Annotated in this window: 23 protein-coding genes; 10 read left to right on the forward strand and 13 right to left on the reverse strand. The window is 64.6% G+C overall.

Going from position 1 to position 23,635, the window contains the following annotated elements; genetic code table 11:
• Positions 1–34 precede the first annotated feature (34 nt).
• Genes E8L99_RS18605 through E8L99_RS18615 form a run of 3 tightly spaced genes read right to left on the reverse strand, consistent with a single transcriptional unit; the run spans position 35 to position 1,316 of the window.
• Positions 35–613: a cob(I)yrinic acid a,c-diamide adenosyltransferase gene (locus E8L99_RS18605; RefSeq protein ID WP_137100953.1), complete on the reverse strand. Its 579-nt coding sequence runs from the start codon at positions 611–613 to the stop codon at positions 35–37.
• A 1-nt stretch (position 614) separates the two neighbouring features.
• A complete protein-coding gene (locus tag E8L99_RS18610; protein ID WP_137100954.1) occupies positions 615–800 on the reverse strand; it encodes a twin transmembrane helix small protein in 186 nt (61 codons plus the stop codon).
• An 18-nt stretch (positions 801–818) separates the two neighbouring features.
• The gene (locus tag E8L99_RS18615; protein WP_215907015.1) at positions 819–1,316 is read right to left on the reverse strand and encodes a TspO/MBR family protein; all 498 of its coding nucleotides are present in this window, start codon (positions 1,314–1,316) and stop codon (positions 819–821) included.
• A 259-nt stretch (positions 1,317–1,575) separates the two neighbouring features.
• Here E8L99_RS18615 and parE point away from each other — a divergent pair, with 259 nt between their 5' ends.
• The gene (parE, locus tag E8L99_RS18620) at positions 1,576–3,642 is read left to right on the forward strand and encodes a DNA topoisomerase IV subunit B (protein ID WP_137100955.1); all 2,067 of its coding nucleotides are present in this window, start codon (positions 1,576–1,578) and stop codon (positions 3,640–3,642) included.
• 1 nt (position 3,643) lies between these two features.
• Positions 3,644–4,111: a hypothetical protein gene (locus E8L99_RS18625; RefSeq protein WP_137100956.1), complete on the forward strand. Its 468-nt coding sequence runs from the start codon at positions 3,644–3,646 to the stop codon at positions 4,109–4,111.
• Between the two features lie 56 nt (positions 4,112–4,167).
• On the opposite strand, the gene E8L99_RS18630 is transcribed toward E8L99_RS18625, so the two are convergent.
• Positions 4,168–4,866 (reverse strand): alpha/beta fold hydrolase, encoded by a 699-nt coding sequence (locus E8L99_RS18630; protein WP_137100957.1) that lies wholly within the window; start codon positions 4,864–4,866, stop codon positions 4,168–4,170.
• A gap of 257 nt (positions 4,867–5,123) precedes the next feature.
• Between E8L99_RS18630 and E8L99_RS18635 the strand changes: the two genes are divergently transcribed.
• Positions 5,124–6,635, forward strand: a complete 1,512-nt coding sequence (locus tag E8L99_RS18635; RefSeq protein WP_137100958.1) for a DEAD/DEAH box helicase — start codon at positions 5,124–5,126, stop codon at positions 6,633–6,635.
• 114 nt (positions 6,636–6,749) lie between these two features.
• On the forward strand, positions 6,750–7,814 hold the full coding sequence (locus E8L99_RS18640) for a GGDEF domain-containing protein (RefSeq protein WP_137100959.1): 1,065 nt from the start codon (positions 6,750–6,752) through the stop codon (positions 7,812–7,814).
• Here E8L99_RS18640 and E8L99_RS18645 read toward each other — a convergent pair whose 3' ends face one another.
• The 8 genes from E8L99_RS18645 to E8L99_RS18680 form a co-directional block, all read right to left on the reverse strand.
• The gene (locus E8L99_RS18645) at positions 7,815–8,180 is read right to left on the reverse strand and encodes a TfoX/Sxy family protein (protein ID WP_137100960.1); all 366 of its coding nucleotides are present in this window, start codon (positions 8,178–8,180) and stop codon (positions 7,815–7,817) included. It lies immediately after the preceding gene.
• Entirely contained in the window at positions 8,180–8,557 is a 378-nt protein-coding gene (gene sufA, locus E8L99_RS18650) for a Fe-S cluster assembly scaffold SufA (RefSeq protein WP_252511155.1), read from the reverse strand. Before sufA ends, E8L99_RS18645 begins: the two co-directional genes overlap by 1 nt.
• Positions 8,558–8,655: 98 nt before the next feature.
• The gene (locus tag E8L99_RS18655; protein WP_137100961.1) at positions 8,656–9,027 is read right to left on the reverse strand and encodes an SUF system Fe-S cluster assembly protein; all 372 of its coding nucleotides are present in this window, start codon (positions 9,025–9,027) and stop codon (positions 8,656–8,658) included.
• A 23-nt stretch (positions 9,028–9,050) separates the two neighbouring features.
• Positions 9,051–10,298, reverse strand: coding sequence for a cysteine desulfurase (locus E8L99_RS18660; protein ID WP_137100962.1), 1,248 nt, complete (start codon positions 10,296–10,298; stop codon positions 9,051–9,053).
• Positions 10,299–10,305: 7 nt separating this feature from the next.
• Entirely contained in the window at positions 10,306–11,643 is a 1,338-nt protein-coding gene (gene sufD, locus E8L99_RS18665; protein ID WP_137100963.1) for a Fe-S cluster assembly protein SufD, read from the reverse strand.
• Positions 11,644–11,654: 11 nt separating this feature from the next.
• Positions 11,655–12,410, reverse strand: a complete 756-nt coding sequence (gene sufC / locus E8L99_RS18670) for a Fe-S cluster assembly ATPase SufC (protein ID WP_137100964.1) — start codon at positions 12,408–12,410, stop codon at positions 11,655–11,657.
• A 79-nt stretch (positions 12,411–12,489) separates the two neighbouring features.
• Positions 12,490–13,962, reverse strand: a complete 1,473-nt coding sequence (gene sufB, locus E8L99_RS18675) for a Fe-S cluster assembly protein SufB (protein ID WP_137100965.1) — start codon at positions 13,960–13,962, stop codon at positions 12,490–12,492.
• A gap of 47 nt (positions 13,963–14,009) precedes the next feature.
• Positions 14,010–15,173: a cysteine desulfurase family protein gene (locus E8L99_RS18680; protein WP_137100966.1), complete on the reverse strand. Its 1,164-nt coding sequence runs from the start codon at positions 15,171–15,173 to the stop codon at positions 14,010–14,012.
• 248 nt (positions 15,174–15,421) lie between these two features.
• On the opposite strand from E8L99_RS18680, the gene E8L99_RS18685 reads away from it, so the two are divergent.
• From E8L99_RS18685 to dprA, 5 genes are all read left to right on the forward strand, one after another.
• A complete protein-coding gene (locus E8L99_RS18685; protein ID WP_137100967.1) occupies positions 15,422–16,078 on the forward strand; it encodes an alpha/beta hydrolase in 657 nt (218 codons plus the stop codon).
• 127 nt (positions 16,079–16,205) lie between these two features.
• Complete coding sequence (locus E8L99_RS18690) at positions 16,206–17,156, forward strand: aspartate carbamoyltransferase catalytic subunit (protein ID WP_137100968.1); 951 nt, start codon at positions 16,206–16,208, stop codon at positions 17,154–17,156.
• A 19-nt stretch (positions 17,157–17,175) separates the two neighbouring features.
• On the forward strand, positions 17,176–18,474 hold the full coding sequence (locus E8L99_RS18695; RefSeq protein WP_137100969.1) for a dihydroorotase: 1,299 nt from the start codon (positions 17,176–17,178) through the stop codon (positions 18,472–18,474).
• A 28-nt stretch (positions 18,475–18,502) separates the two neighbouring features.
• Positions 18,503–19,111 (forward strand): glycerol-3-phosphate 1-O-acyltransferase PlsY, encoded by a 609-nt coding sequence (plsY, locus tag E8L99_RS18700; protein ID WP_137100970.1) that lies wholly within the window; start codon positions 18,503–18,505, stop codon positions 19,109–19,111.
• Positions 19,108–20,250: a DNA-processing protein DprA gene (gene dprA / locus E8L99_RS18705; RefSeq protein WP_137100971.1), complete on the forward strand. Its 1,143-nt coding sequence runs from the start codon at positions 19,108–19,110 to the stop codon at positions 20,248–20,250. The genes plsY and dprA overlap by 4 nt, the downstream gene beginning before the upstream one ends.
• 5 nt (positions 20,251–20,255) lie before the next feature.
• Here the strand turns inward: dprA and E8L99_RS18710 are convergent, their stop codons facing one another.
• Positions 20,256–20,489 carry a hypothetical protein gene (locus E8L99_RS18710; RefSeq protein ID WP_137100972.1) on the reverse strand — a complete coding sequence of 78 codons (234 nt, stop codon included), beginning with the start codon at positions 20,487–20,489 and terminating at the stop codon, positions 20,256–20,258.
• A gap of 218 nt (positions 20,490–20,707) precedes the next feature.
• On the opposite strand from E8L99_RS18710, the gene topA reads away from it, so the two are divergent.
• Positions 20,708–23,425, forward strand: a complete 2,718-nt coding sequence (topA, locus tag E8L99_RS18715) for a type I DNA topoisomerase (protein WP_137102191.1) — start codon at positions 20,708–20,710, stop codon at positions 23,423–23,425.
• Positions 23,426–23,635 lie beyond the last annotated feature (210 nt).

Here is a 23,635-nt window from a genome sequence, read left to right on the forward strand (position 1 = left end):
TCAAGATCGAGCGCGACGTCGGCTACGACCGCCCTCACCGGTTCTTGCCTGGCACCCAGAGCACGTCGCTCGTTCCGCGATCATTGAGGAAACGGGCCGCCACGAACAGGAAATCCGAGATACGATTGATATATTCGAGCGCCTGTCGCGACACCTTTTCGTCCGGCTGGCGAGCAAGTTCGACCATGATCCGCTCGGCCCGCCGGCTGATGGTGCGGGCAAGATGCAGATAGGCCGATGCCGGCGAGCCGCCGGGCAGGATGAAGCTCTTCAAGGGATCCAGTTCGGCGTTCAGCTGGTCGATCTCGGTCTCGATCCGGCTCACCTGGGCGGCAACGATCCTGAGCGGCTCGTAACCCAGTGGCTCGCCCGTGTCGGGGGTCGCGAGATCCGCGCCGAGATCGAACAGATCGTTCTGGATGCGCATCAGCATGGCGTCCACCAGCGGCGCCTCGGCTGTGTGCAGGCGCGCCAGGCCGATGGCGGAATTGGTCTCGTCGACCGTGCCATAGGCCTCGACCCGCAGATCGAACTTCAGCCGGCGATCGCCGCTGGCAAGCCCCGTCGTGCCGTCATCGCCCGTGCGGGTATAGATCTTGTTGAGCTTGACCATGTCAGCCGGCCTTGAACCAGATGGCAGCCACGATCACGATGATGGCGACGAACTGCAGCCCAACGCGCCAGCGCATCAGCGTCTGCGACGTCGAAGGCGAGCCGTCGCGCACCATGTTGAGGAGGCCGAGGAGGAGAACGATGGCGACGGCCCCGATGGCGACGGGAACCAGCATGGAGATCGACATGGAAATTTGGCTTTCGCGTCAGCTGTTGAGCCGCCAGATCGCGATATTGAGCAAGCTGGCGAAGCTCACCCACGCTAGATAAGGCATCATCAGCCACGACGCCACGCGATCCTTTGGCCATGCCAGCACGATGGTGGCAACGATCGAAAGCCAGAGCGCCGCGATCACTATGACCGCCAGACCCGGCCTCTGCGCGTAGAAGAAAACCCAGGACCAGGCACAATTGAGCGCAAGCTGGGTGCCATAGGCCGCAAGGACCGGACCCTTGTCACCCGCCGAACTCAGGACGAGCCGCGCGCCGGCAACGGCAATCATCACGTAAAGCACGGTCCAGACCGGGCCGAACAGCCAGTTCGGCGGATTGAACGACGGCTTGGTGAGTGTCGGATACCACGACGCCAATCCAGCAGACGTCGCCAGTGACCCCAAAGCTGCGACGGCGAAACAGACCAGGATGAAGCCGGAATAGACGAACGCGCGCCTCGGCATCGGCGGTTTGGTCAAAGTCTGGTCCATCGAAAAATCCTCTGCCGTTTGGCGCTTCTACGCGCACGCACGCCATCGGGATCATCATCGCACCCCGACAGCCAGTCATGTCGCGGACATGCACTGCGGGGACAACGTCTCGGGTTTCGTTTCCGTTCCGTTCGCTTGGGCCTGCGGCTGTGCTTATATGAGCGAAACTGATTCGGGGCGCAGCGCCGCCCGTCAATTACGGTCGACCGGACATTCCTTCGCGGGATTCCGGATCGGGTCCGCGAAGCCATGGTGCGCAATGGACGATTCCAATGATCTGTTTGGCGGCTCGGAGGCGAAACCCGCCCCGGCGGCGCCTGTACGGGCCAAACCCGAACCTGTCAGGGTAGAAGCCACGAAGCCCGCAGCGAAGGCCGGCGCCTCGACACCCGGCGAAGCCGGCTACACCGCGTCTGCCATCGAGGTGCTCGAGGGCCTGGAGCCAGTGCGCCGCCGGCCCGGCATGTATATTGGCGGCACGGATGAGAAGGCGTTGCACCACCTCTTCGCCGAGGTGATCGACAATGCGATGGACGAGGCCGTCGCCGGCCATGCCACCTTCATCGATGTCGAACTCGGCCTCGATGGGTCGCTCTCCGTCACCGACAACGGCCGCGGCATTCCGATCGACCCCCATCCGAAATTCCCGGACAAGTCGGCGCTCGAAGTCATCATGTGCACGCTCCATGCGGGTGGCAAATTCGACTCGAAGGTCTATGAGACGTCGGGCGGCCTGCACGGCGTCGGCGTATCGGTGGTCAATGCGCTCTCCATCGAACTCGATGTCGAGGTGGCGCGCGGCCAGATGCTCTATCGCCAGCGCTTTTCGCGTGGCATCCCCCAGACCGGTCTCGAAGAGCTGGGACGCGTCCAGAACCGGCGCGGCACTAAGGTGCGCTTCCTGCCTGACCCGGAAATCTTCAAGGATGGCCATCAGTTCAAGGCGGCGCGCCTGTTCAAGATGGCCCGCTCCAAGGCCTATCTGTTTGGCGGCGTCGAAATCCGCTGGTCCTGCGCACCGGAACTGGTCAAGGGAACCGACACGCCGGAAAAGGCGGTCCTCCGCTTTCCGGGCGGCCTGAAGGACTATCTGGGCGCGACGCTCACCGGCGCCTCCATGGTCCATCCGGACCTGTTCGCCGGCAAGCTCGACCGCCACGGCCATGGCTCGGTGGAATGGGCGATCGGCTGGGTCGCCGACCAGGACGGCTTCATCTCGTCCTATTGCAACACGATCCCGACACCCGATGGCGGCACCCATGAACAGGGTCTGCGCATCGCCATGCTGCGCGGCCTGAAGGACCATGCCGAGCGCACCGGCAATGCCAAGCGCGCGGCACAGATCACCGCCGAGGACATTCTCGTCGGCTGCGGCATCATGCTGTCGGTGTTCATCCGCGAGCCGGAATTCCAGGGCCAGACCAAGGACAAGCTGGCAACGGGTGAGGCCTCGCGCATCGTCGACCAGGCGATCAAGGATCCGTTCGATCACTGGCTCGCCGGCAATCCCAACCAGGCCAATCGCCTGCTCGACTGGGTTGTGGACCGGGCCGAGGAGCGGCTGCGCCGTCGCGCCGAGAAGGAAGTCAACCGCAAGACCGCCGTGCGCAAGCTGCGCCTTCCGGGCAAGCTCGCCGATTGCTCCAACAATCAGGCGGCGGGTTCGGAGATCTTCATCGTCGAGGGCGACTCGGCCGGCGGCTCCGCCAAGCAGGCCCGCGACCGCCAGACCCAGGCCGTGCTGCCGCTCCGCGGCAAGATCCTGAACGTCGCCTCTGCGGGCCGCGACAAACTTGCCCAGAACCAGCAGCTCTCCGACCTCATCCAGGCGCTCGGCTGCGGCACCGGCTCCCATTATGCCGATGAGGACCTGCGCTACGAGAAGGTCGTGATCATGACCGACGCCGATGTCGACGGCGCCCATATCGCGAGCCTCCTGATCACCTTCTTCTACAGACAGATGCCCCGCCTGGTCGACAACGGCCACCTCTATCTGGCCGTGCCGCCGCTTTACCGGCTGACCCAGGGCGGCAAGACGCTCTATGCCCGCGACGATGCCCATAAGGACGAGCTTCTCAACTCGGCCTTCAAGGGTAACCAGAAGGTCGAGATCGGACGGTTCAAAGGCCTCGGCGAGATGATGCCGGCGCAGCTGAAGGAAACCACCATGGACCGCAAGGTGCGCACCCTCCTGCAGGTGCGCGTGGTGCCCGAGGAACGCCCAGAGACCAATGATTCGGTCGAGCGGCTGATGGGCGTGAAGGCCGAGCCACGGTTCGCCTTCATCCAGGAACGCGCCGAATTCGCCCAGGAACTGGATATCTGAGATGGATGGCGAGCGGCTGCGGCTCGCACGGGTGGTTGCCGTACTGGCAGGGCTTGTCGCCTCGCCTCCGGGACCCGCCCTCGCCCAGACTACCGATCCATCGCGCCTGCTCTCTGCCATTCCCACCGACATCGTGCTGGTGCGCACGACCGGGTCCTGGTCGAACGGCGAGCGCACCGGCCCGACCCGCATCGTTCTGTTGCGGGCCGGCACAGGCGACGATGCGATGCGGCTGTTCGTTCAATGGCTGGCGGTCGCCGACCCCCGAACCGGACGGCTGGCCTCCGTCGCGACCGAGGAAGTGCCGGAAATCTTCGATTGGCGCGCGGTCGTTGACGACTATCGGGTCGAACCGGCGCCCGGTGGCTCGCGCGTCATTCTGGATGCCACGATCCTCACCAACCAACAGGCGCGGCGCTACGTGCTGACGATCGGTCAGCCCGGCGAACTGATGTTGTCGGCCCGCTGACAGGGAAATCTTTGCCGGCTCATATTTTTAATTAGCCGGCTGACTGATGTCGTTTCCTAGCGCTGAAGCCATTCCGTCAGAGCGTCGTTCACAGCTTCGGGACATTCCAGCGTCGCCAGGTGTCCGCAATCCGGGACAATTGTCAGTGTCGACCCAGGGATCACCGACGCCATGTCCTCGGACATGAAGGGCGGCGTGACGGCGTCCTGGCCGCCGACAAGGACAAGGGTCGGACAGCCAATCGCGCCGAGGTCACCGCGAAGGTCGTTCCGGCCGAGCACGGCGCGTTGCTGGCGTATGAAGCGCTTGGGTCCGGTGTCTTCCGCCATGGTGCGCACCACCACTTCCAGCGCCTTGTCGCCGAACCGGCTCGGGTTGACGAGACGGGGCCACAACATCGGGTGTACGTCGTCGAACTTGCCGATCTCGGCCAGCTTGATCAGCATGTGGCGAATTTCCGCGTCCTGCGGATTGTCCGGGCTGGCGCGTGTATCGAGCAAGGCAAGGCGCGTGACGCGGCGCGGCGCCTGACGCATCACCTCAAGCGCTACATAGCCGCCCATCGACAAGCCGGCGAGGGCAAAGCGCGGCGGAGCGGCGGCAAGCAGGCTCTTCGCAATCCCGGCAATCGAATCGTCGCTGCCATGATCGGCGATATGAATGTCATGGTCCGCGCCAAGCGCATCGATCTGCGGCCGGAAAAGCTCGGCCGTGCAGTTCAAGCCCGGCACGAAGACGATGTGCTGTCGCCCCATGGGAGTCTTTCTTCACCAATTCAGGTCGAATCCGACCCGTTCACAGACGCTTGTAGCGCTTGCACGGCTAGGTTTCATTGACAAGCGGCCGTATGAGCCTATGTTGCGACGCGTCGAAGCGGCTTAGACGAGCCATTCGCACCGTCCGTCCGGCCTCGTGGGTTCTAGAGGCCGATCCGCGCGAAACCGTTTCGCGCCGAACGCCTCCGACAGCATTTGTCAGACCCCATCGAACTCCCGAAGGATAAAGTTACCCTATGTCGTTTTCCGAACTGGGCCTCAGCGCCAAGGTTCAAGCGGCCGTCGCCAGCGCCGGCTACACCAATCCTACTCCGATCCAGGAACAGGCCATTCCGCAGGTGCTCGCCAGGCGCGACGTCCTCGGCATCGCCCAGACCGGCACCGGTAAGACGGCGGCTTTTACGCTGCCCATGCTGACTATGCTGGAGCAGGGCCGCGCCCGTGCCCGCATGCCGCGCACCCTCATCCTGGAGCCGACGCGCGAGCTTGCCGCCCAGGTTGAAGAGAACTTCGTCAAATATGGCGTCAACCACAAGCTGACCGTGGCCTTGCTCATCGGCGGCGTGTCGTTCGGCGACCAGGACGCCAAGCTCACCCGCGGCGTCGATGTGCTGATTGCCACCCCCGGCCGGCTGCTCGACCATTTCGAGCGCGGCCGTTTGCTGCTCACCGGCGTTGAACTGCTCGTCATCGACGAAGCCGATCGCATGCTGGACATGGGTTTCATCCCGGACATCGAGCGCATCTGCAAGATGGTGCCCTTCACCCGGCAGACGCTGTTCTTCACGGCCACCATGCCGCCGGAAATTCAGCGCATCACCGAGCAGTTCCTGCACAACCCGGTCAAGGTCGAGGTCTCCCGCCCCGCCTCCACCGCCACCACCATCACCCAGAAGCTGGTGCGTGCCGGCCGCAAGGATTTCGAGAAGCGCGAGATGCTGCGCGAGCTCATCCGTGGCGCCGAGAACCTGCAGAACGCCATTATCTTCTGCAACCGCAAGAGCGAAGTGGCGACTGTCTACAAGTCCCTGCAGAAGCATGACTTTCCGGTCGTGGCCCTGCATGGCGACATGGACCAGCGCGCACGCATGGCAGCCCTCGCCTCGTTCCGCGATGGCACGATGAAACTGCTGGTTGCATCGGACGTCGCCGCACGCGGCCTCGATATTCCCGAGGTCAGCCACGTCATCAACTACGACACCCCTCACCATGCCGAGGACTACGTTCACCGCATTGGCCGCACAGGCCGCGCAGGGCGTCTCGGCACTGCGATCACGCTCGTTACCTCCGAGGACCTGAAGCTTCTGGGAGCCATCGAGAAGCTGATCGGTCAGCCGATCCCTTGGGAAAGCGAGCCGGTCTCCGACGAGGATGTCGAAGAAGGCCGCCGCGAGCGGCGCAGCGCCGGGCCGTCTGCTAGCGGTCGCGGTGCACGGGGCGCCCGCCCCGGCCGATCAGAAGGCCGCTCTGGCGGCGAAAGCCGGTCTCGCGAACCCCGCGCTCCGCGCGCGGCTGAGGAGCGCGCCACCGAGCGTCCCATCGAGGCGCGCGCGCCGCGAGCCGATCGTCCGGCGGAGCCCCGCCAGCCACGTGCCGATCGACCGGCGCCAGCACCCCGGCCTGCTCCGGCCGCACGCGCTGCAGCACCCGCCCCGCGGTCCCGGCCGCGCGAAGACGCCAATGAAGAGGCGGACCTGTCGCATCTGCCGCAGTTCCTGTTGCGACCGATCGTTTATCGTTCGAAGTGACGCTAGGTCACCTCGAATCTTTACTCGGAATTCAGCAATCGGACTCTAGCCTGTCACCTGCACAAGAATGTACGCGCATCCGGCCTCCGGATGCCCGCCAGGACCGGCAGGACAATGCCCGAACTCGACGCTGACATCGATCGCAGCCACTCATTCGGCGACCTTGCTTTCGGCCAGATCAAAGGCCGGAAGCTCTCGGCGATGCCGCGAAATTACGAGGTCTGGTACACCTACGCCTCCGGCTACCACACCGAACTGTCGGATGCCGTCAACGAGGTGTTGTCGTCGCGGCGGGCCATTGCGCAGGACGACCTCGACCGGATCTATGAGGCTTATCTCTCGCAGACTCGCCTGACCGACAAGATCGATGTCTTCGGCGACCGTGTCGTCGACGAAATCGAACATGTCATGACGATGATCGATTCCGCGGCAGGTCATGCCACCGCTTACGGTCAGGACCTTGCGGGCGCATCCGCCAAGCTCGCAACGACTGGCTCGACGGAAGGCCTGCGCTCCATCATCGAGAATCTCGTCCGCTCGACCCGCGAGATCGAGGCGAACAACAAGGCGCTGGAACAGCGCCTGAAGGCTTCGCGAACCGAGATCAAGCAGCTCCAGGAGAACCTGGATGCCGTCCGCACCGAGAGTCTGACCGACCCCCTTACCTCGCTCGGCAACCGCAAGTTCTACGATCAGGCCATCTCCAAGTCCCTGGCGCTCGCCAACAAGAGCGGAACGCCAATGGCCTTGTTGATCAGCGATATCGATCATTTTAAGAAATTCAACGACACGTTCGGCCATCTGACGGGCGACCAGGTGCTGCGCCTCGTGGCGCTCTCGGTGAAGCAGAACGTCAAGGGCCAGGATCTCGCCTGCCGCTATGGCGGAGAGGAATTCGCGATCATCCTGCCCGATACGACGCTGCGGGCCGCCGTCACGGTTGCCGAGCATATCCGCCGCGCCGTGATGACCAAGGAACTGATCAAGCGCTCGACCAGCGAGAACCTCGGCCGCATCACCGTCTCGCTCGGCGTTGCCGCCTTCCGGCCGGGCGACACCGTCGCGACCCTCTACGAGCGTGCTGATCGCTGCCTTTATGCCGCCAAGCGCAATGGCCGCAACCGGGTCATCTGCGAAACGGACCCCGAAGCCGACAGCGTGCCGGCCAAGGTTGCCTGATCAGGCAGGCTTCGTTCGGCGCTTGCGCGTCTTGGTTGGCGTGCGCAGCGCGGCCTCCCAGGCGCGCCGTGCCCAGACAACCAGCGCATCCTCGTCATCGAAACAGATGTCAGGCATGCGGCGATAGCTGCCGAGCGAGCGCTCACCTGTTTGGGTCCGATAGGTAAACGGTAGCAACCCTTCCGCCTCAAAGGCCGACGCGGTTTCGCCATCGCAGCGCAGGTAGATCGTGTCGCGCAGCGCCAGAGCGACGACGATCCCCTCGCGATAGACCGCAAAGCCGGAAAACATGCGCCGGGTGGTAACCCGCGCGAAGGGTTGGAACAGATCGATCAGGACATCCGGATCGAAGGTCCCGCCCGCCATCAGCCGGCGCCGAGCATCTCTGGCTTGGCCGGCGCGATCTCAACCGATTCACCGCAGCCGCAGGCTGAGGTCTGGTTCGGATTGTTGAACACGAATTTCGAGGCGAGCTTGTCGGTGACGAAGTCCATCTCGGTGCCGAGCAGATAGAGCACGGCCTTGGCGTCGATGAACAGCTTCACGCCCTTGTCCTCAACCACCTCGTCGAAGCGGGCTGGCTCAGCCACGAATTCCATCGTGTATTCCATGCCGGCGCAGCCGCCCTTCTTGACGCCAACGCGCAAGCCGCCGACGCCGGTCGCAGAACCGGCCATCAGCGCCTTCACGCGGTCCGCCGCGGCATCTGTCAGGCGCATGGCCTGCATCTTCGGCAAGGGCATTCTGAGTCTCCGAGACGAACCGGGTTCAAGGCCCGGCGTTCAAAGCATGATGCACGAGATATAAGAGATCGGTTGACGGAAAGCGATCCGCCGCCCGGTCACCACATGTTGAGCGCGATGCGCGCCTCGTCCGACATGCGGCTCTGGTCCCAGGGCGGGTCGAAGGTGAGCGTCACCTTCACCTCGGAAATACCGGGCACCGTCGCCACCGCGTTTTCCACCATCCCCGGCAGCTCGGCAGCCGACGGACACGATGGCGAGGTCAGCGTCATGTCGATCGCAACCTTGCGGGCATCGTCGATATCGACGCGATAGATCAGCCCGAGCTCGTAGATATCGGACGGGATCTCCGGATCGTAGACCGACTTCATGGCGGTCACGATCTCGTCGGTCAGCCGATCGAGTTCCTCTGGCGGAATAGCCGTCGCATCGCCGGCAACCGTCGTATTGAGCGTCTGTGTGTCGTCCATCGGGGTCAAAGTCCCTCAGGTGCCTAGCTGAACATAGAGTGGGCCTTGAGGAGGGCCTCCGCAAGGCGGTCCACTTCGTCCCGGGTGTTGTACAGGCCAAATGATGCACGGCAAGTGGATGTCACGCCGAAACGCTGCAGGAGAGGCATGGCGCAATGGGTGCCGGCCCTCACCGCCACGCCGTAGCGGTCGATGACGGTCGCGACGTCATGGGCATGGGCGCCCTTCATCTCGAAGGAGACGATCGCACCCTTGTCGCGGGCATTGCCGAAGATCCTGAGCGAATTGATCGCCGAGAGCTTCTGGTGGGCATAGCGAACGAGGTCGTCTTCGTGAGCGCGGATGCGGTCGCGGCCGATCGAGCGCATGTAATCCAGCGCCTCGCCGAGCCCGATCGCCTGGACGATCGCCGGCGTTCCCGCCTCGAAGCGATGCGGCGGGTCGTTGTAGGTCACACCCTCGGTGGTCACGACGCTGATCATCTCGCCACCGCCGTTGAACGGCGGCATGCGCTCGAGATGTTCCTTCTTGCCGTAAAGAACGCCGATGCCGGTGGGACCGTAGAGCTTGTGGCCGGTAAACACGTAGAAGTCGGCATCGATGTCCTGGACGTCGACGTCCATATGGACGCTCGCCTGCGAGCCGTCGACCAGAACCGGAATCCCGCGCGCATGCGCCATCCGGATGCATTCCTTGATCGGCACCACCGTACCGAGCGCGTTCGACATATGAGTCAGCGCCACCATCTTGACGCGCGGGCCGAGCAGCTTCTCGAACTCGTCGATAAGGAAATTGCCGTCCTCGTCGATCGGCGCCCAGACGAGTTTCGCACCACGCCGTTCGCGATGGAAATGCCAGGGCACGATATTCGAATGGTGCTCCATGATCGAGAGCACGATCTCGTCGCCCTCGCCGATCACCAGGCCGCCGAACGAGGCGGCCGCGAGATTGATCGCCTCCGACGCGTTGCGCGTGAAGATCACCTGGTCGACGGATGGCGCGTTGATGAAGGCGCGCACGCTCTCGCGGGCGGCTTCATAAGCTTCAGTTGCTGCATTAGCTAAATAATGCAACCCCCGGTGGACATTGGAATATTCTGTTTCGTACGCACGAGTGATCCGGTCGATCACCGCCTTTGGCTTCTGCGCCGAGGCGGCATTGTCGAGATAGACCAGGTCCTTGCCATAAGGCTTCAGCGACAGCGCCGGGAAATCCCTCCGGATCAGCTCGACGTCATAGCCGCCATTCGCGACCGCGGGATGCTGGGTCATCTGCCGGTCAGCCCCTCGCCCGCATCCAGTCGCCGACCGTGCCGAGCATGGCCTCGCGCAGCTCTTCCACTGCAGCGAGCGGGCCGTCGCCGAAATCCTCGATCGCCTCGCGGGCGAAGGCTTCCACCAGCAGCCGCTCGGTCTCTGCCCTCGGAATGCCGCGTGCCATCAGATAGAACATCAGGTCTTCGTCCAGCTCGCCGCAGGTGCAGCCATGGGCGCACTGGACGTCGTCGGCGAAGATCTCGAGCTCCGGCTTGTTGTCCATCGAAGGACCGTCCTTCAGCATGATGGTCTGGCTCATCATGCGGCCGTCGGTCTTCTGCGCTTCCTTGGCAACATTGATCCGGCCCTGGAACACGCCATGGGCCTCGTCGTCCAGCACATGCTTGAACAGCTCGCGGCTGTCGCAATGCGGCACACCGTGGTCCATGACCAGGGTCGTATCAGCATGCTGCTTGCCGCGCAGCATGGTCACGCCGCGCAGCGTCGCCTTGGCATGCTCGCCCGAGAATGACACGAAGAGCTGGTTGCGCGACAAGGCGGCGCCGGTGGTCAGCGTCAGCGTGTCGAAATGGGCATTGGCGCCGATCACGGCTTCCAGCGTTGCGAGATGCATCGCCTTGTCGCCTTCGATCTGCCGGCGGCCATGCTCGAAGGTCGCGCCATCGCCGATGAAGGCCTGGACGACGCTGTTCTTCTGATAGTCGATGCCGGCAGGTCCCACATGGGTCTCGACGAGACCGGCGGATGCGCCCTGCCCGACCAGGACCAGCACACGCGACGTGACGAACTGGGCAGCTGACGACACGATGGACACGAGATCGAGCACATGGCCGACATCGGCGCCGGCTGCGATATCGATCACCAGGCCGTCGGTCAGAAAGGCGCCGTTCAGCGCGAAAGCCGCATTGGTCGCAGTACCCTTGCCGCCGGTGAGGCGGGCGGCAAGCTCGGGGCGAAGCACGAGCGCCTCGGCCAGCGGAGTGATGGCAACGCCCTCTGGCAGGCGCGAGCCATCCGACAGTTCCGGCGCATAGAAGCCATCGACCAGCACGATGCGGGCGCCGCCGATGCGCGGCATGGCATCGACCTTGTTCTTGGCAGCGAGCAACTCGGCTGCGGCCGGAGCCCCGGCCAGCGGCTTGGCCTCGCGCATCGACGCGCGCAGGTCGGTGTACTTCCATTCCTCGACGCGCCGATGCGGCAGGCCGTCGGCTTCGAACTGCGCAAAGCCGCGCTCACGCAACTCGCCGAGCGCGCCGGATGACTGTTCACGGGTGGCAGCGAAGGCGCCGATCAGCGCCTGCTCCGCCGGTGTCCTGATGGGGGTCACGGCATTCATTGCGATGATCCTCAGGCCGCCCGGCCGACAATGTCGGCATAGCCATTGGCTTCAAGCTCGAGAGCCAGCTCCGGCCCGCCAGACTTGATGATGCGGCCAGCCGAGAGGACATGGACGATGTCCGGCTTGATATAGTCGAGCAGCCGCTGGTAATGCGTGATCACCAGGAAAGAGCGATCCGGCGAGCGCATGGCGTTGACGCCGTCAGCCACCACCTTCAGCGCATCGATGTCGAGGCCGGAATCGGTCTCGTCGAGAATCGCGAGCTTCGGCGCCAGCAGCGACATCTGCAGGATCTCGTTGCGCTTCTTCTCGCCGCCGGAAAAGCCGACATTGACCGAGCGCTTCAGCATGTCGTTGGAGATGCCGAGCTTCTTGGCATGGGCATTGACCAGCTTGATGAACTCAGGGGTAGGCATTTCCTCCAGACCCTGCTTCTTGCGCTGCGAGTTGATCGCCGCCTTCAGGAAGGTCATCTGGCCGACGCCGGGGATCTCGATCGGGTACTGGAAGGCGAGGAACAGGCCGGCGGCAGCGCGCTCGTCCGGATCCATCTCCAGGATGTTGACGCCATCGAGCAGCGCCTCGCCCTCGGTCACCTCATAGTCGGAACGGCCCGCCAGCACATAGGAGAGCGTCGACTTGCCCGAGCCGTTCGGGCCCATGATGGCCGCCACCTGGCCCTTTTCGACAGTGAGGTTCAAGCCGTTGAGGATCTGCTTGTCCTCGTCGGCGATCTTGGCGGTCAGGTTCTTGATTTCCAGCATCGGTCTGTTCCGTCGATTGTCTTGGGATGTGGCGCGGCGAGGCGCGCCATCAGAATGGGAGGTCTCGGAGCAGCCAGCGTCAGCCGACGCTGCCCTCGAGCGAAATCGCGATGAGCTTTTGCGCTTCCACCATGAATTCCATGGGGAGCTGCTGCAGCACGTCCTTGACGAAGCCGTTGACGATCAGCGCCACGGCTTCCTCGCTCGTCAGCCCACGCTGCTGGCAATAGAACATCTGGTCCTCGGAGACCTTGGATGTCGTTGCCTCGTGCTCGAACACCGCCGTCGAGGTCTTGCTCTCGATATAGGGCACGGTGTGCGCGCCGCAGTCGTTGCCGATCAGCAGGCTGTCGCAATTGGTGAAGTTCTTGGCGTTCTTCGCCTTGCGATGAGCCGAGACGAGGCCGCGATAGGTGTTGTTGGAGCGTCCAGCCGAAATGCCCTTGGAGATGATCCGGCTCCGGGTGTTCTTGCCCAGATGGATCATCTTGGTGCCGGAATCGACCTGCTGGGCTCCGTTCGACACGGCGATCGAATAGAACTCACCCTGTGAATCGTCGCCGCGCAGGATGCAGGACGGATATTTCCAGGTAATGGCCGAGCCGGTCTCCACCTGCGTCCACGAGATTTTCGAGCGGTCGCCACGGCAGTCGCCGCGCTTGGTGACGAAATTGTAGATGCCGCCCTTGCCCTCGGCATCGCCCGGATACCAGTTCTGGACGGTCGAGTACTTGATCTCGGCATCGTCGTGGGCAATCAGCTCGACAACCGCCGCATGCAGCTGGTTCTCGTCGCGCATCGGTGCCGTGCAGCCTTCGAGATAGCTGACATAGGCGCCCTTGTCGGCGATGATCAGGGTCCGCTCGAACTGGCCGGTCTTCTGCTCGTTGATGCGGAAATAGGTCGAGAGCTCCATCGGGCAGCGCACACCCGGCGGGATATAGACGAAGGACCCGTCGGAAAAGACGGCGGCGTTCAGCGTGGCGTAGAAGTTGTCGGTCGTCGGCACGACCGAGCCGATATACTGCTTCACCAGTTCCGGGTGCTCGTGGAGCGCCTCGGAGATCGAGCAGAAGATGACGCCAGACTTGCGCAGCTCATCCTTGAACGTCGTCACGACCGAGACGGAATCGAAGACGGCATCGACCGCGATGCGCTTCTCCGGCGCGATGCCGGCGAGAATCTCCTGCTCGCGCAGCGGGATGCCCAGCTTCTTGTAGGTCTCCAGGATCGCCGGATCGATCTCGTCGAGCGAGTTCGGCGCCGCATTCGATTTCGGCGCGGCGTAATAGTACATGTCCTGGAAGTCGATCTTCGGGTAGTCGACGCGCGCCCAATCCGGCTCGCGCATGGTCAGCCAGCGGCGATAGGCGTCGAGGCGCCATTCCAGCATCCAGGCCGGCTCGTTCTTGCGCGCCGAGATGTAGCGGACGATGTCCTCGGAGAGGCCCTTCGGCGCGAGCTCCATCTCGATATCGGTCGAGAAGCCGTATTTGTACTGGTCCACGTCGATCGCGCGAACCTGTTCGACGGTTTCCTGAACCGCAGCCATCGATCTCTCCTCAATCCATGCAGCTTCAAGGGCCGCCGGTTGGTCTGTCAGGCTGCCCGGATGGTCCGGGCGGCAATTGTTTTCGCGTGGGCGGCGAAGGCGGCGACAAACCGCGCAACGTCGTCCTGTGTCGTCGACCAGCCAAGGCTGATCCTCAGCGCCGATTTGGCTTCCGCCGGGTCGAGGCCCATCGCCGCCAAAACGTGGCTTGGCTGGACCTTTCCCGACGAGCAGGCTGATCCCGTTGAAACCGATACGTTGGCCAGGTCCAAAGCGATCAACGCCGTCTCACCATCGAGGCCCGGATAAACCATCAGGCTCGTATTGGCCAATCGGTTGGCTTGCAAGCCGACGACCCGGCTTTCCGGGGAAATAGTGACGATTTCCGCTTCCATCCAGTCCCGCAGCGTCGAAAGTCGGGCTGCTTCGGCGGCCAACGTGCCTAAGACAACACGCGCTGCCGCACCGAAGCCGGCAATGCCGACAAGGTTCTCGGTGCCCGCGCGCTGACGCATTTCCTGCCCGCCACCCCGGATCAGCGGTTCGAATGTCACCGTCTCGCTCGCCCGGATGATAGCACCTACGCCCTGCGGCCCGCCGATCTTGTGGCCTGAGACAAAGATCGCATCGGCGCCGAGGCGGCCAATATCGAGATCGATCTTGCCGAGCGCCTGAACCGCATCGATGACCAGGCTGGCGCCACGCGCCCTGCAGATCGCCGCGACGCCGGCCAGCGGCTGGATCACGCCGGTCTCGTTATTGGCTGCCATCACCGACACGAGATGCGGCGCGGGTGTCCCCTCCAGCAGCGCCTCCAGCGCGCCGAGATCGATCTGTCCTGTGGCATCGACCGGGCAGATATGGATGGCGCCGTCGGCAAATCGTCCGCCCGCGAGCACGCAGGAATGCTCGATGGCCGAGACAATGAGCGTCCGGATCGGTTCGCGGCCTGCGTTCCGCCCCCGGAAGCCGGGCGACAGCAGGGTCGCCGCCGCCTCGCTCCCGCCGGAGGTGAACGTGATGGTCTTCGCCTCAGCGCCGGTCAACCGCGCGAGCTGCTCCCGCGCCGTCTCGATGATCGCGCGCGCACCGCGGCCATTGCGATGCACCGCCGACGCATTGCCATCGACGCCCAGCGCCACCAGCACGGCATCCCGTGCTTCGGGCCTCAGCGGCGAGGTGGCGTTGTGGTCGAGATAGACGCGGGACATCGGAGGGAAAAGCCCTGTCTGATTTTGCTTGGCATTCCGTCGCGGGATCGTGCTATAGGCGCGTCCCTTGACATCGAGGCCCGACACACCCGACAATCGGGGACCCGGGATCGATTTAGAATAATTCTAAAAACTAAGGGTTGCCGTCCTGACTGTCAAGGACGGGTACCCGCCGCGGGCCAGATGGACATCAGGGTTTCTGACATCATCTCGACGCTCGCGGTCAGATCGGTTGCGAGGGATTTCCCATGCCTGAGGTGATTTTCAACGGTCCGGCCGGCCGGATCGAAGGGCGCTATCATCCCGCCAAAGTCCGCAATGCGCCAATCGGCATCATCCTGCATCCGCACCCGCAGTTCGGCGGCACGATGAACAACCAGATCGTCTACAATCTCTACTATCAGTTCGTGAACCGCGGCTTCTCGGTCCTGCGCTTCAATTTCCGCGGCGTCGGCCGCAGCCAGGGCAATTTCGACCATGGCGTCGGCGAATTGTCGGATGCCGCGTCCGCCCTCGACTATGCCCAGGCGATCAACCCTGAGGCCCGCACCTGCTGGATCGCCGGTTTCTCGTTTGGCGCCTGGATCGGCATGCAGCTTCTGATGCGACGTCCCGAGGTCGAGGGCTTCATCTCGATCGCCCCGCCCGCCAATCTCTACGACTTCTCGTTCCTCGCCCCCTGCCCGTCCTCGGGCCTCATCGTCCATGGCGACAAGGACGCGGTCGTGCCGCTGACCGCCGTCCAGGGTCTGGTCGAGAAGCTGAAGACCCAGAAGGGCATCATTATCGAGCAGCAGGTGGTGTCGGGCGCCAACCACTTCTTCGAGAATACCGTCGATCCGCTGATGGAAGTGGTCGGCACCTATCTCGACAAGCGCCTCGGCAAGGTCGAAGCGGCGGAGTGATCCGCCGCCGTCGCGGCTTTCACCGACGGCCCGGCGGCTCGCCTGCCTGACATATCCCCTGCCCATATCGGTCGCCCGCAAGTGCGGCCTTGCGAGCATCCCCGACTCCGTCTAATCCCCGGGGCTTATGACATCCGCCCCATCGAACTTCGTGCTGAACCGCAGGCACTTGCTCGGGATCGAGGGGCTTTCCCCGTCCGAGATCACCGGCCTCCTCGATCTTGCCGAGGAATTCGTCACCCTCAACCGACAGGTCGAGAAGAAGCGCACATCGCTGCGCGGCCGAACCCAGATCAACCTGTTCTTCGAGGCGTCCACCCGGACACAGTCCTCGTTCGAGCTCGCTGGCAAGCGCCTCGGCGCCGACGTGATGAACATGTCGGTCGCCCAATCGTCGATCAAGAAGGGCGAGACCCTGATCGACACGGCGCTGACGCTGAACGCCATGCACCCCGACATCCTGATCATGCGCCATGCCGCGTCCGGCGCAGTCGAGCTGTTGGCCAAGAAGGTCGACTGCTCGGTGGTCAATGCCGGCGACGGCACCCATGAGCACCCGACACAGGCGCTGCTCGATGCCCTCACCATCCGCCGCAACAAGGGCCGCATCGAGCGCCTGACGGTGGCAATCTGCGGCGACATCCTCCATTCGCGCGTCGCCCGTTCCAACATCATCCTCTTGAACGCCATGCAGGCCCGCGTGCGCGCCGTTGGCCCATCCACGCTTCTACCGGCGGAAGCCGAGCGGCTCGGCGTCGAGGTTCATCGCGACATGAAGACCGGGCTGAAGGACGCGGACATCGTCATGATGCTGCGCCTGCAGCGCGAGCGAATGAACGGCTCCTTCGTGCCCTCCGTGCAGGAATATTTCCACTTCTTCGGCCTCGACGACGTGAAGCTCCGCTATGCCAAGCCGGACGCGCTCGTCATGCATCCCGGCCCGATGAACCGCGGCGTCGAGATCTCCACCTCGGTTGCCGATGGCGCCCAGTCGCTGATCCGCGAACAGGTGGAGATGGGCGTGGCCGTCCGCATGGCCGTGCTCGAGGCGCTCGCGCGCAACCTGCCGAACGCCTGATGCCGAGGGGCTGCCGATCATGCCGATAACCGACCCGCGCCCGCTGCTCCTCGCCAATGCCCGCCTCATCGATCCCGAGACCGGCACCGACCGGATGGGCGGCATCCTCATTGAAGACGGTGTGATCCGCGACAGCGGTTCGGCACTTGTTGCCTCCGCCGTCCCGGAGGGGACCGAAATCGTCGATTGCGAGGGCCGCGTTGTGGCCCCGGGCCTCGTCGACATCCGCTGCTTCGTCGGCGAGCCCGGTTTCGAATACCGCGAGACGCTGGCCTCCGCCTCCCGGGCGGCAGCGGCTGGTGGCGTCACCACCATTGTCAGCCAGCCGTCCACCCAGCCGGTGATGGACGATCCGGCGATCGTCGACTTCCTGCTGCGGCGCGCCCGTGACACCGGCGTGGTCCACATCCATCCCATGGCCGCGATCACCAAGAAGCTCGCCGGCCGCGAGATGACGGAGTTCGGTCTTCTGAAAGAGGCCGGCGCTGTGGCCTTCACCGATGGCGCCCGCTCGATCACCGACGCGCTCGTCATGCGCCGGGCCATGACCTATGCCCGCGATTTCGACGCCCTGATCGTCCACCACACCGAGGATCCGGACCTGATCGGCGAAGGCGTGATGAACGAGGGCGAATTTGCCTCGCGCCTGGGCCTTGGCGGCATCCCGGTGGAAGCCGAGACCATCATGCTGGAGCGCGACATGCGGCTGGTGAAGCTCACCGGCTGCCGCTACCACGCGGCGTCCATCACTTGCCGCGACTCCCTCGCCATCATCGCGCGCGCCAAGAACGAGGGCCTGCCGGTGACCGCGGCGGTCACGATCAACCACCTCACCCTCAACGAGAACGACATCGGCAGCTACCGCACCTTCTGCAAGCTGACCCCGCCGCTGCGCACCGAAGACGACCGGCTGGCACTCGCCGACGCGGTTGCCGACGGCACGATCGATATTGTTGTCTCCGACCACAATCCGCAGGACGTCGAGACCAAGCGCCTGCCCTTCGCCGAGGCGGCGCCCGGCGCCGTCGGTGTTGAAACCATGCTGCCCGCCTCGCTGCGCCTGGTCCATGGCGGCAATGTCCCGCTCGGCGCCCTGCTCAAGGCCATGTCGACCACGCCTGCCCGGCTCCTCGGGCTGCCTGGTGGCTCGCTCGCCCGCGGAGCACCGGCCGACCTCATCGTGCTCGATCTCGACGAGCCCTGGGTGCTCGACCGCGACAGCCTGAAGTCCAAGTGCAAGAATTCGCCCTTCGACGAAGCCCGCCTGACCGGACGGGTGATCCGAACCCTCGTTGCAGGACGCACCGTCCACGGATAGCCTGCAGGCACTTTCGCAGGTGCCATTCATGTTCGATATCACTCTCGTTGCCGCCCTCGCCTTCGGCTATCTGCTCGGCTCCATTCCATTCGGACTGCTGCTGACGCGAGCCGCCGGGCTTGGCGACATCCGCGCCATCGGCTCCGGCAATATCGGCGCGACCAATGTGCTGCGCACCGGCAACAAGAAGCTCGCCGCCGCAACCCTCCTGCTTGACGGGCTCAAGGGTACGGCCGCGGTGCTGATCGCCCAGCGCTGGGGGATGGATTTCGGCCTGGTGGCGGGCCTCGGCGCCTTCCTGGGGCACGTCTTCCCGGTCTGGCTGCGGTTCCAGGGCGGCAAGGGCGTCGCCACCTTCATCGGCATCTTGCTCGCGGTCTACTGGCCGGCTTTCCTGGCCTTCGCCCTGATCTGGGTCGTCATGGCCTACGCATTCCGCTTCTCATCGCTGGCGGCGCTCAGCGCCAGCCTGTCCATGCCGGCCCTCTTCTTCGCGACGGGCCAGCGCGGCCTGGCCCTCTCGGCGGTCGTCGCCATGGTGTTCCTGCTCTTTGCAAAGCACCACCAGAACATTGCCAAGCTGATCGCCGGCACCGAGAGCCGGATCGGCGAGAAAAGCGCTCCGCCCCCTCCATGAGCCAACCGCCCCGGGACCTCTTCGCACAGGCATCGGGGGCCATCCGCCTGACGGACAGCCAGCGCCTCGACTGGCTGAGATTGGCGCGTTCGGAAAATGTCGGTCCTCGGACCTTCCGCGACCTGCTGAACTTCTACGGCGGCGCGGCTTCGGCGCTCGAAGCGCTGCCGCAGCTCGCCGCGCGCGGTGGCAAAGCCAATATCCGTGTCGCCAGCCGCGCCGATGCCGAGCGCGAGATGGCCCTGGCCATGCGAGCCGGCGTCAAGCTCGTGGCCCTTGGCGAGCCTGATTATCCCGATCTTCTCCGGCGGATTGCCTCGCCACCGCCAATCATCGGGATCAAGGGGGATCTGTCGGTGCTCAACCGCCCGATGATCGGCATTGTCGGGTCGCGCAACGCCTCCATCCCCGGCCTCAAGATGGCAGCCCTGCTGGCGCGGGGGCTGGGCGACCTTGGCTACATCACCGTGTCGGGGCTGGCGCGCGGCATCGATGCGGCGGCCCATCAGGCATCGCTTTCAACCGGCACCATTGCTGTGCTGGCCGGCGGCCAGGACCGGATCTACCCGGCCGAGAACGAACCGCTGCTCGCCCGCATCCTCGAAACCGGCATTGCGATCAGCGAAATGCCCATGGGTCACGACCCCCGTGCCAAGGACTTTCCCCGTCGCAACCGGCTGATCGCGGGCCTCGGTCTCGGCGTCGTGGTGGTGGAGGCCGCTGACAAGTCGGGCTCGCTGATCACCGCCCGGATGGCGCTCGACGAGAACCGCGAGGTGTTCGCCGTGCCCGGATCACCGCTCGATCCGCGCGCAGCCGGCACCAACCGCCTGATCAAGGCCGGCGCCACACTGGTGACAGAGGCCACGGATGTGGTGGAGGTGCTGCAGCCGCTGCTTGAACGAGCGCCGGATACCGGCGGCGCCAGCGAGGAGGACCGCGAGGCAATCGACCTCGACGGCCCAGGCGAGGATGCCCGCTCGCGGATCGTCTCGCTGCTCGGCCCCGTGCCGGCCGAACTTGACGATATCGTGCGCTCAAGTGGGCTGACAGTTGCGACAGTCCGCGTGGTGCTGCTCGAACTCGACCTTGCCGGACGGCTCATCCGCGATCCGGCCGGCAGGGTGTCGCTGGCCTGACCTAGTCAGCGCCCGGGCCGATCGATGACCTGCGCTTCAGCTTCGAGCCGCACCATGTCGGCCAGATAGGCCAATGTCTTCATGTCGGCGATCTCGGCCAGAGTCACCATTTCCGCCGCCATGGTCGCAATGAACGCGGCGATTTCGCTGGCATCGACGTCGCCCTGCCCCCTCAGGCCGGCCACGGCTTGTTGACGGGCGCGAAGGCTGACCCGCCGGCCGCCTCTGGACAAGGACATGGATACACCCTATGGTTGCATCACAAATCAACAACACTTCATGGACGGTAACGGCAACCTGAAGAATATGTCAACACGTGATACACGCCATACGCGCAATTCTGGTCCGTGCAACAGGCTCGATTTGACTTGGCCTCGCCTTGTCCCCATGTTCCGGCCCGATTTGCGGCACCGCATCATCCGGCGCCGGAGGGTTTGAAGGGCAAAAACGCGTGGGCGTGAACGTGGTCATCGTCGAATCGCCCGCCAAGGCGAAGACGATCAACAAATATCTCGGCCCCGACTACGAGGTGCTGGCATCATTCGGTCACGTGCGTGACCTGCCCGCCAAGGACGGCTCGGTCGATCCGAACGCCGACTTCGCCATGATCTGGGAGGCCGACGGCCGCGGCGCCAAGCGCATTTCCGACATTGCCAAGGCTGTGAAGGGCGCCGACAAGCTCATTCTCGCAACCGACCCTGATCGCGAGGGTGAAGCCATCTCCTGGCATCTCCTAGAGGCGCTGCGTGAGAAGCGCGTGCTGAAGGACATGCCGGTCGAGCGCGTGACCTTCAACGCCATCACCAAGCAGGCTGTGCTGGAGGCAATGGCCAATCCGCGCGCCATCGACGTGGCACTGGTCGATGCCTATCTGGCGCGCCGCGCCCTCGACTATCTCGTCGGCTTCACCCTGTCGCCTGTGCTGTGGCGCAAGCTGCCGGGCGCCCGCTCGGCGGGCCGTGTCCAGTCGGTGGCGCTGAGACTCGTCTGCGAGCGCGAATCCGAGATCGAGCGCTTCGTGAAGCGGGAATACTGGTCGCTGGTCGCGACCCTTGCCACCCCGCGCGCCGAGACGTTCGAGGCAAGGCTCGTCGGCGCCGACGGCAAGAAGATCCAGCGCCTGGATGTTGGCACGGAGACGGAAGCCCGCGATTTCGAAAAGGCGCTGCAGGAAGCCCATTTCGCGGTGGCCAATGTCGAGGCGAAGCCCGCCCGCCGCCACCCCTATCCGCCCTTCACCACCTCCACGCTTCAGCAGGAGGCAAGCCGCAAGCTCGGCTTCGCGCCGAACCGCACCATGCAGGTGGCCCAGCGGCTCTATGAGGGCACCGATATCGGCGGCGAGACCGTCGGTCTCATCACCTATATGCGTACCGACGGCGTCGACATGGCGCCCGAGGCGGTCAGCGCCGTGCGCGACATGATCGGCAAGGATTTCGGCCCCCGCTACGTGCCGGGCAGCCCGCGGAAATATCAGACCAAGCAGAAGAACGCGCAGGAAGCCCACGAGGCGATCCGCCCGACCGATGCCCGGCGTCATCCGCGCGATGTCGCCCGCTATCTCGAGCCTGAACAGGCCAAGCTCTACGAACTGATCTGGAAGCGCACCGTCGCGTCTCAGATGGAGAGCGCGGAACTCGAGCGCACCACCGTCGATGTGGTGGCGACCGTCGGCGGCCTCGGTGCCTCGCTCGGCCGCAAGCTTGAGCTACGCGCCACCGGCCAGGTGGTGAAGTTCGACGGGTTCCTGACACTTTATACCGAGGACCGCGACGACGAGAGCGAGGATGAGGATTCCAAGCGCCTCCCCGCCGTCACTGTCGGCGAGAAGCTCGACCGGCGCACGATCGCCACCAGCCAGCATTTCACCGAGCCGCCGCCACGCTATTCCGAGGCGAGCCTCGTCAAGCGCATGGAAGAGCTCGGCATTGGCCGGCCCTCCACCTATGCCTCGACGCTGCAGACCCTGCGCGACCGCGAATATGTCACCATCGACAAGAAGAAGCTGGTGCCCGAGGACAAGGGCCGCCTCGTCATCGCCTTCCTCGAGAACTTCTTCGACCGCTATGTGGAATACGGCTTCACCGCCGCGCTTGAGGAAAAGCTCGATCTCGTGTCGAACAGCGAGCTCGACTGGAAGGCGCTGCTCCGCGACTTCTGGAAGGATTTCTCCGCTGCCATCGACCAGACCAAGGAACTGCGCGTTTCCGACGTGCTGTCCGCGCTGAACGAGAGCCTTGGGCCGCACATCTTCCCCGACCGCGGCGACGGCTCCAATCCGCGCGTCTGCCCGACCTGTGGCACCGGCATGCTGTCGCTGAAGCTTGGCAAGTTCGGCGCGTTCATTGGCTGCTCGAACTATCCGGAATGCCGGTTCACCCGCCAGCTGGCCGCGCCCTCCGCCGACGCCGTTGATGGTCCGGCCGGCGCTTCGGCCGACGGCACCCGCAAGCTTGGCGCCGACCCGGTTTCCGGGCTTGAGGTCACCGTTCGTGATGGCCGCTTCGGCCCCTATGTGCAGCTGGGCGAAGGCGAAAAGCCCAAGCGCTCGTCGCTGCCCAAAGGCATGACGCCTGGCGGCATCGACCTTGAGCGCGCGCTCGCCCTGCTCGAACTGCCGAAACAGGTCGCGACACATCCCGAAAGCGGCAATCCGATCCAGGTCGGAATCGGCCGGTACGGCCCCTATGTCCAGCACGAGAAGACCTACGCCAATCTCGAAAAGGACGACGATATTCTGGCGATCGGCGCCAACCGCGCCATCGACCTGATCATCGCCAAGGAACAGGGTGGCGGACGCGGGCGCTTCGGCCGTGCGGCGGCAGCCCCGGGCCGCGCGATCGGCGATCACCCCTCGCTCGGCGGCCCGATCACGGTGATGGCCGGCAAATACGGCCCCTATGTCAAGCACGGGTCCGTCAATGCCACGCTGCCGAAGGGCAAGAACCCCGACGAACTGACCATGGACGAGGCGGTGGCGCTGATTGCCGCCAGGGCCGAAGCCGTCGGCACCTCGGGCAAGAAGCCCGCCAGGCGCCCGGCGGCCAAGGCTGACGGCGACAAGGCCTCGGCCAAGAAGACGGCCGCGAAGAAGGCGCCAGCCAAGAAGGCCGCTGCCAAAAAGCCTGCCGCCAAGAAGCCGGCGGCCAAGAAAGCCGCGGGCGGCGAGGGCTGAGGCCAACATCCGCGCCGGGGCAATCTTGCGCCCGGTGCCAGCGATCGCCACATAAGGCCAAGGATGGTAGCCTTTGGGCCGCCGTCAGGGCAATTCCGCACGAAATCGTGCCTGGCCGCCCCGAAACACAGCCCCGCTCCGCGCGAGACCCGGCCAATCAGCCGATCGCGACGGTGAAACTGGCGGCTTATTCCGGCGAAGCGCCTGCGG

It is taken from the genome of Phreatobacter aquaticus (assembly GCF_005160265.1).
In the GTDB taxonomy this organism is placed as follows: domain Bacteria; phylum Pseudomonadota; class Alphaproteobacteria; order Rhizobiales; family Phreatobacteraceae; genus Phreatobacter; species Phreatobacter aquaticus.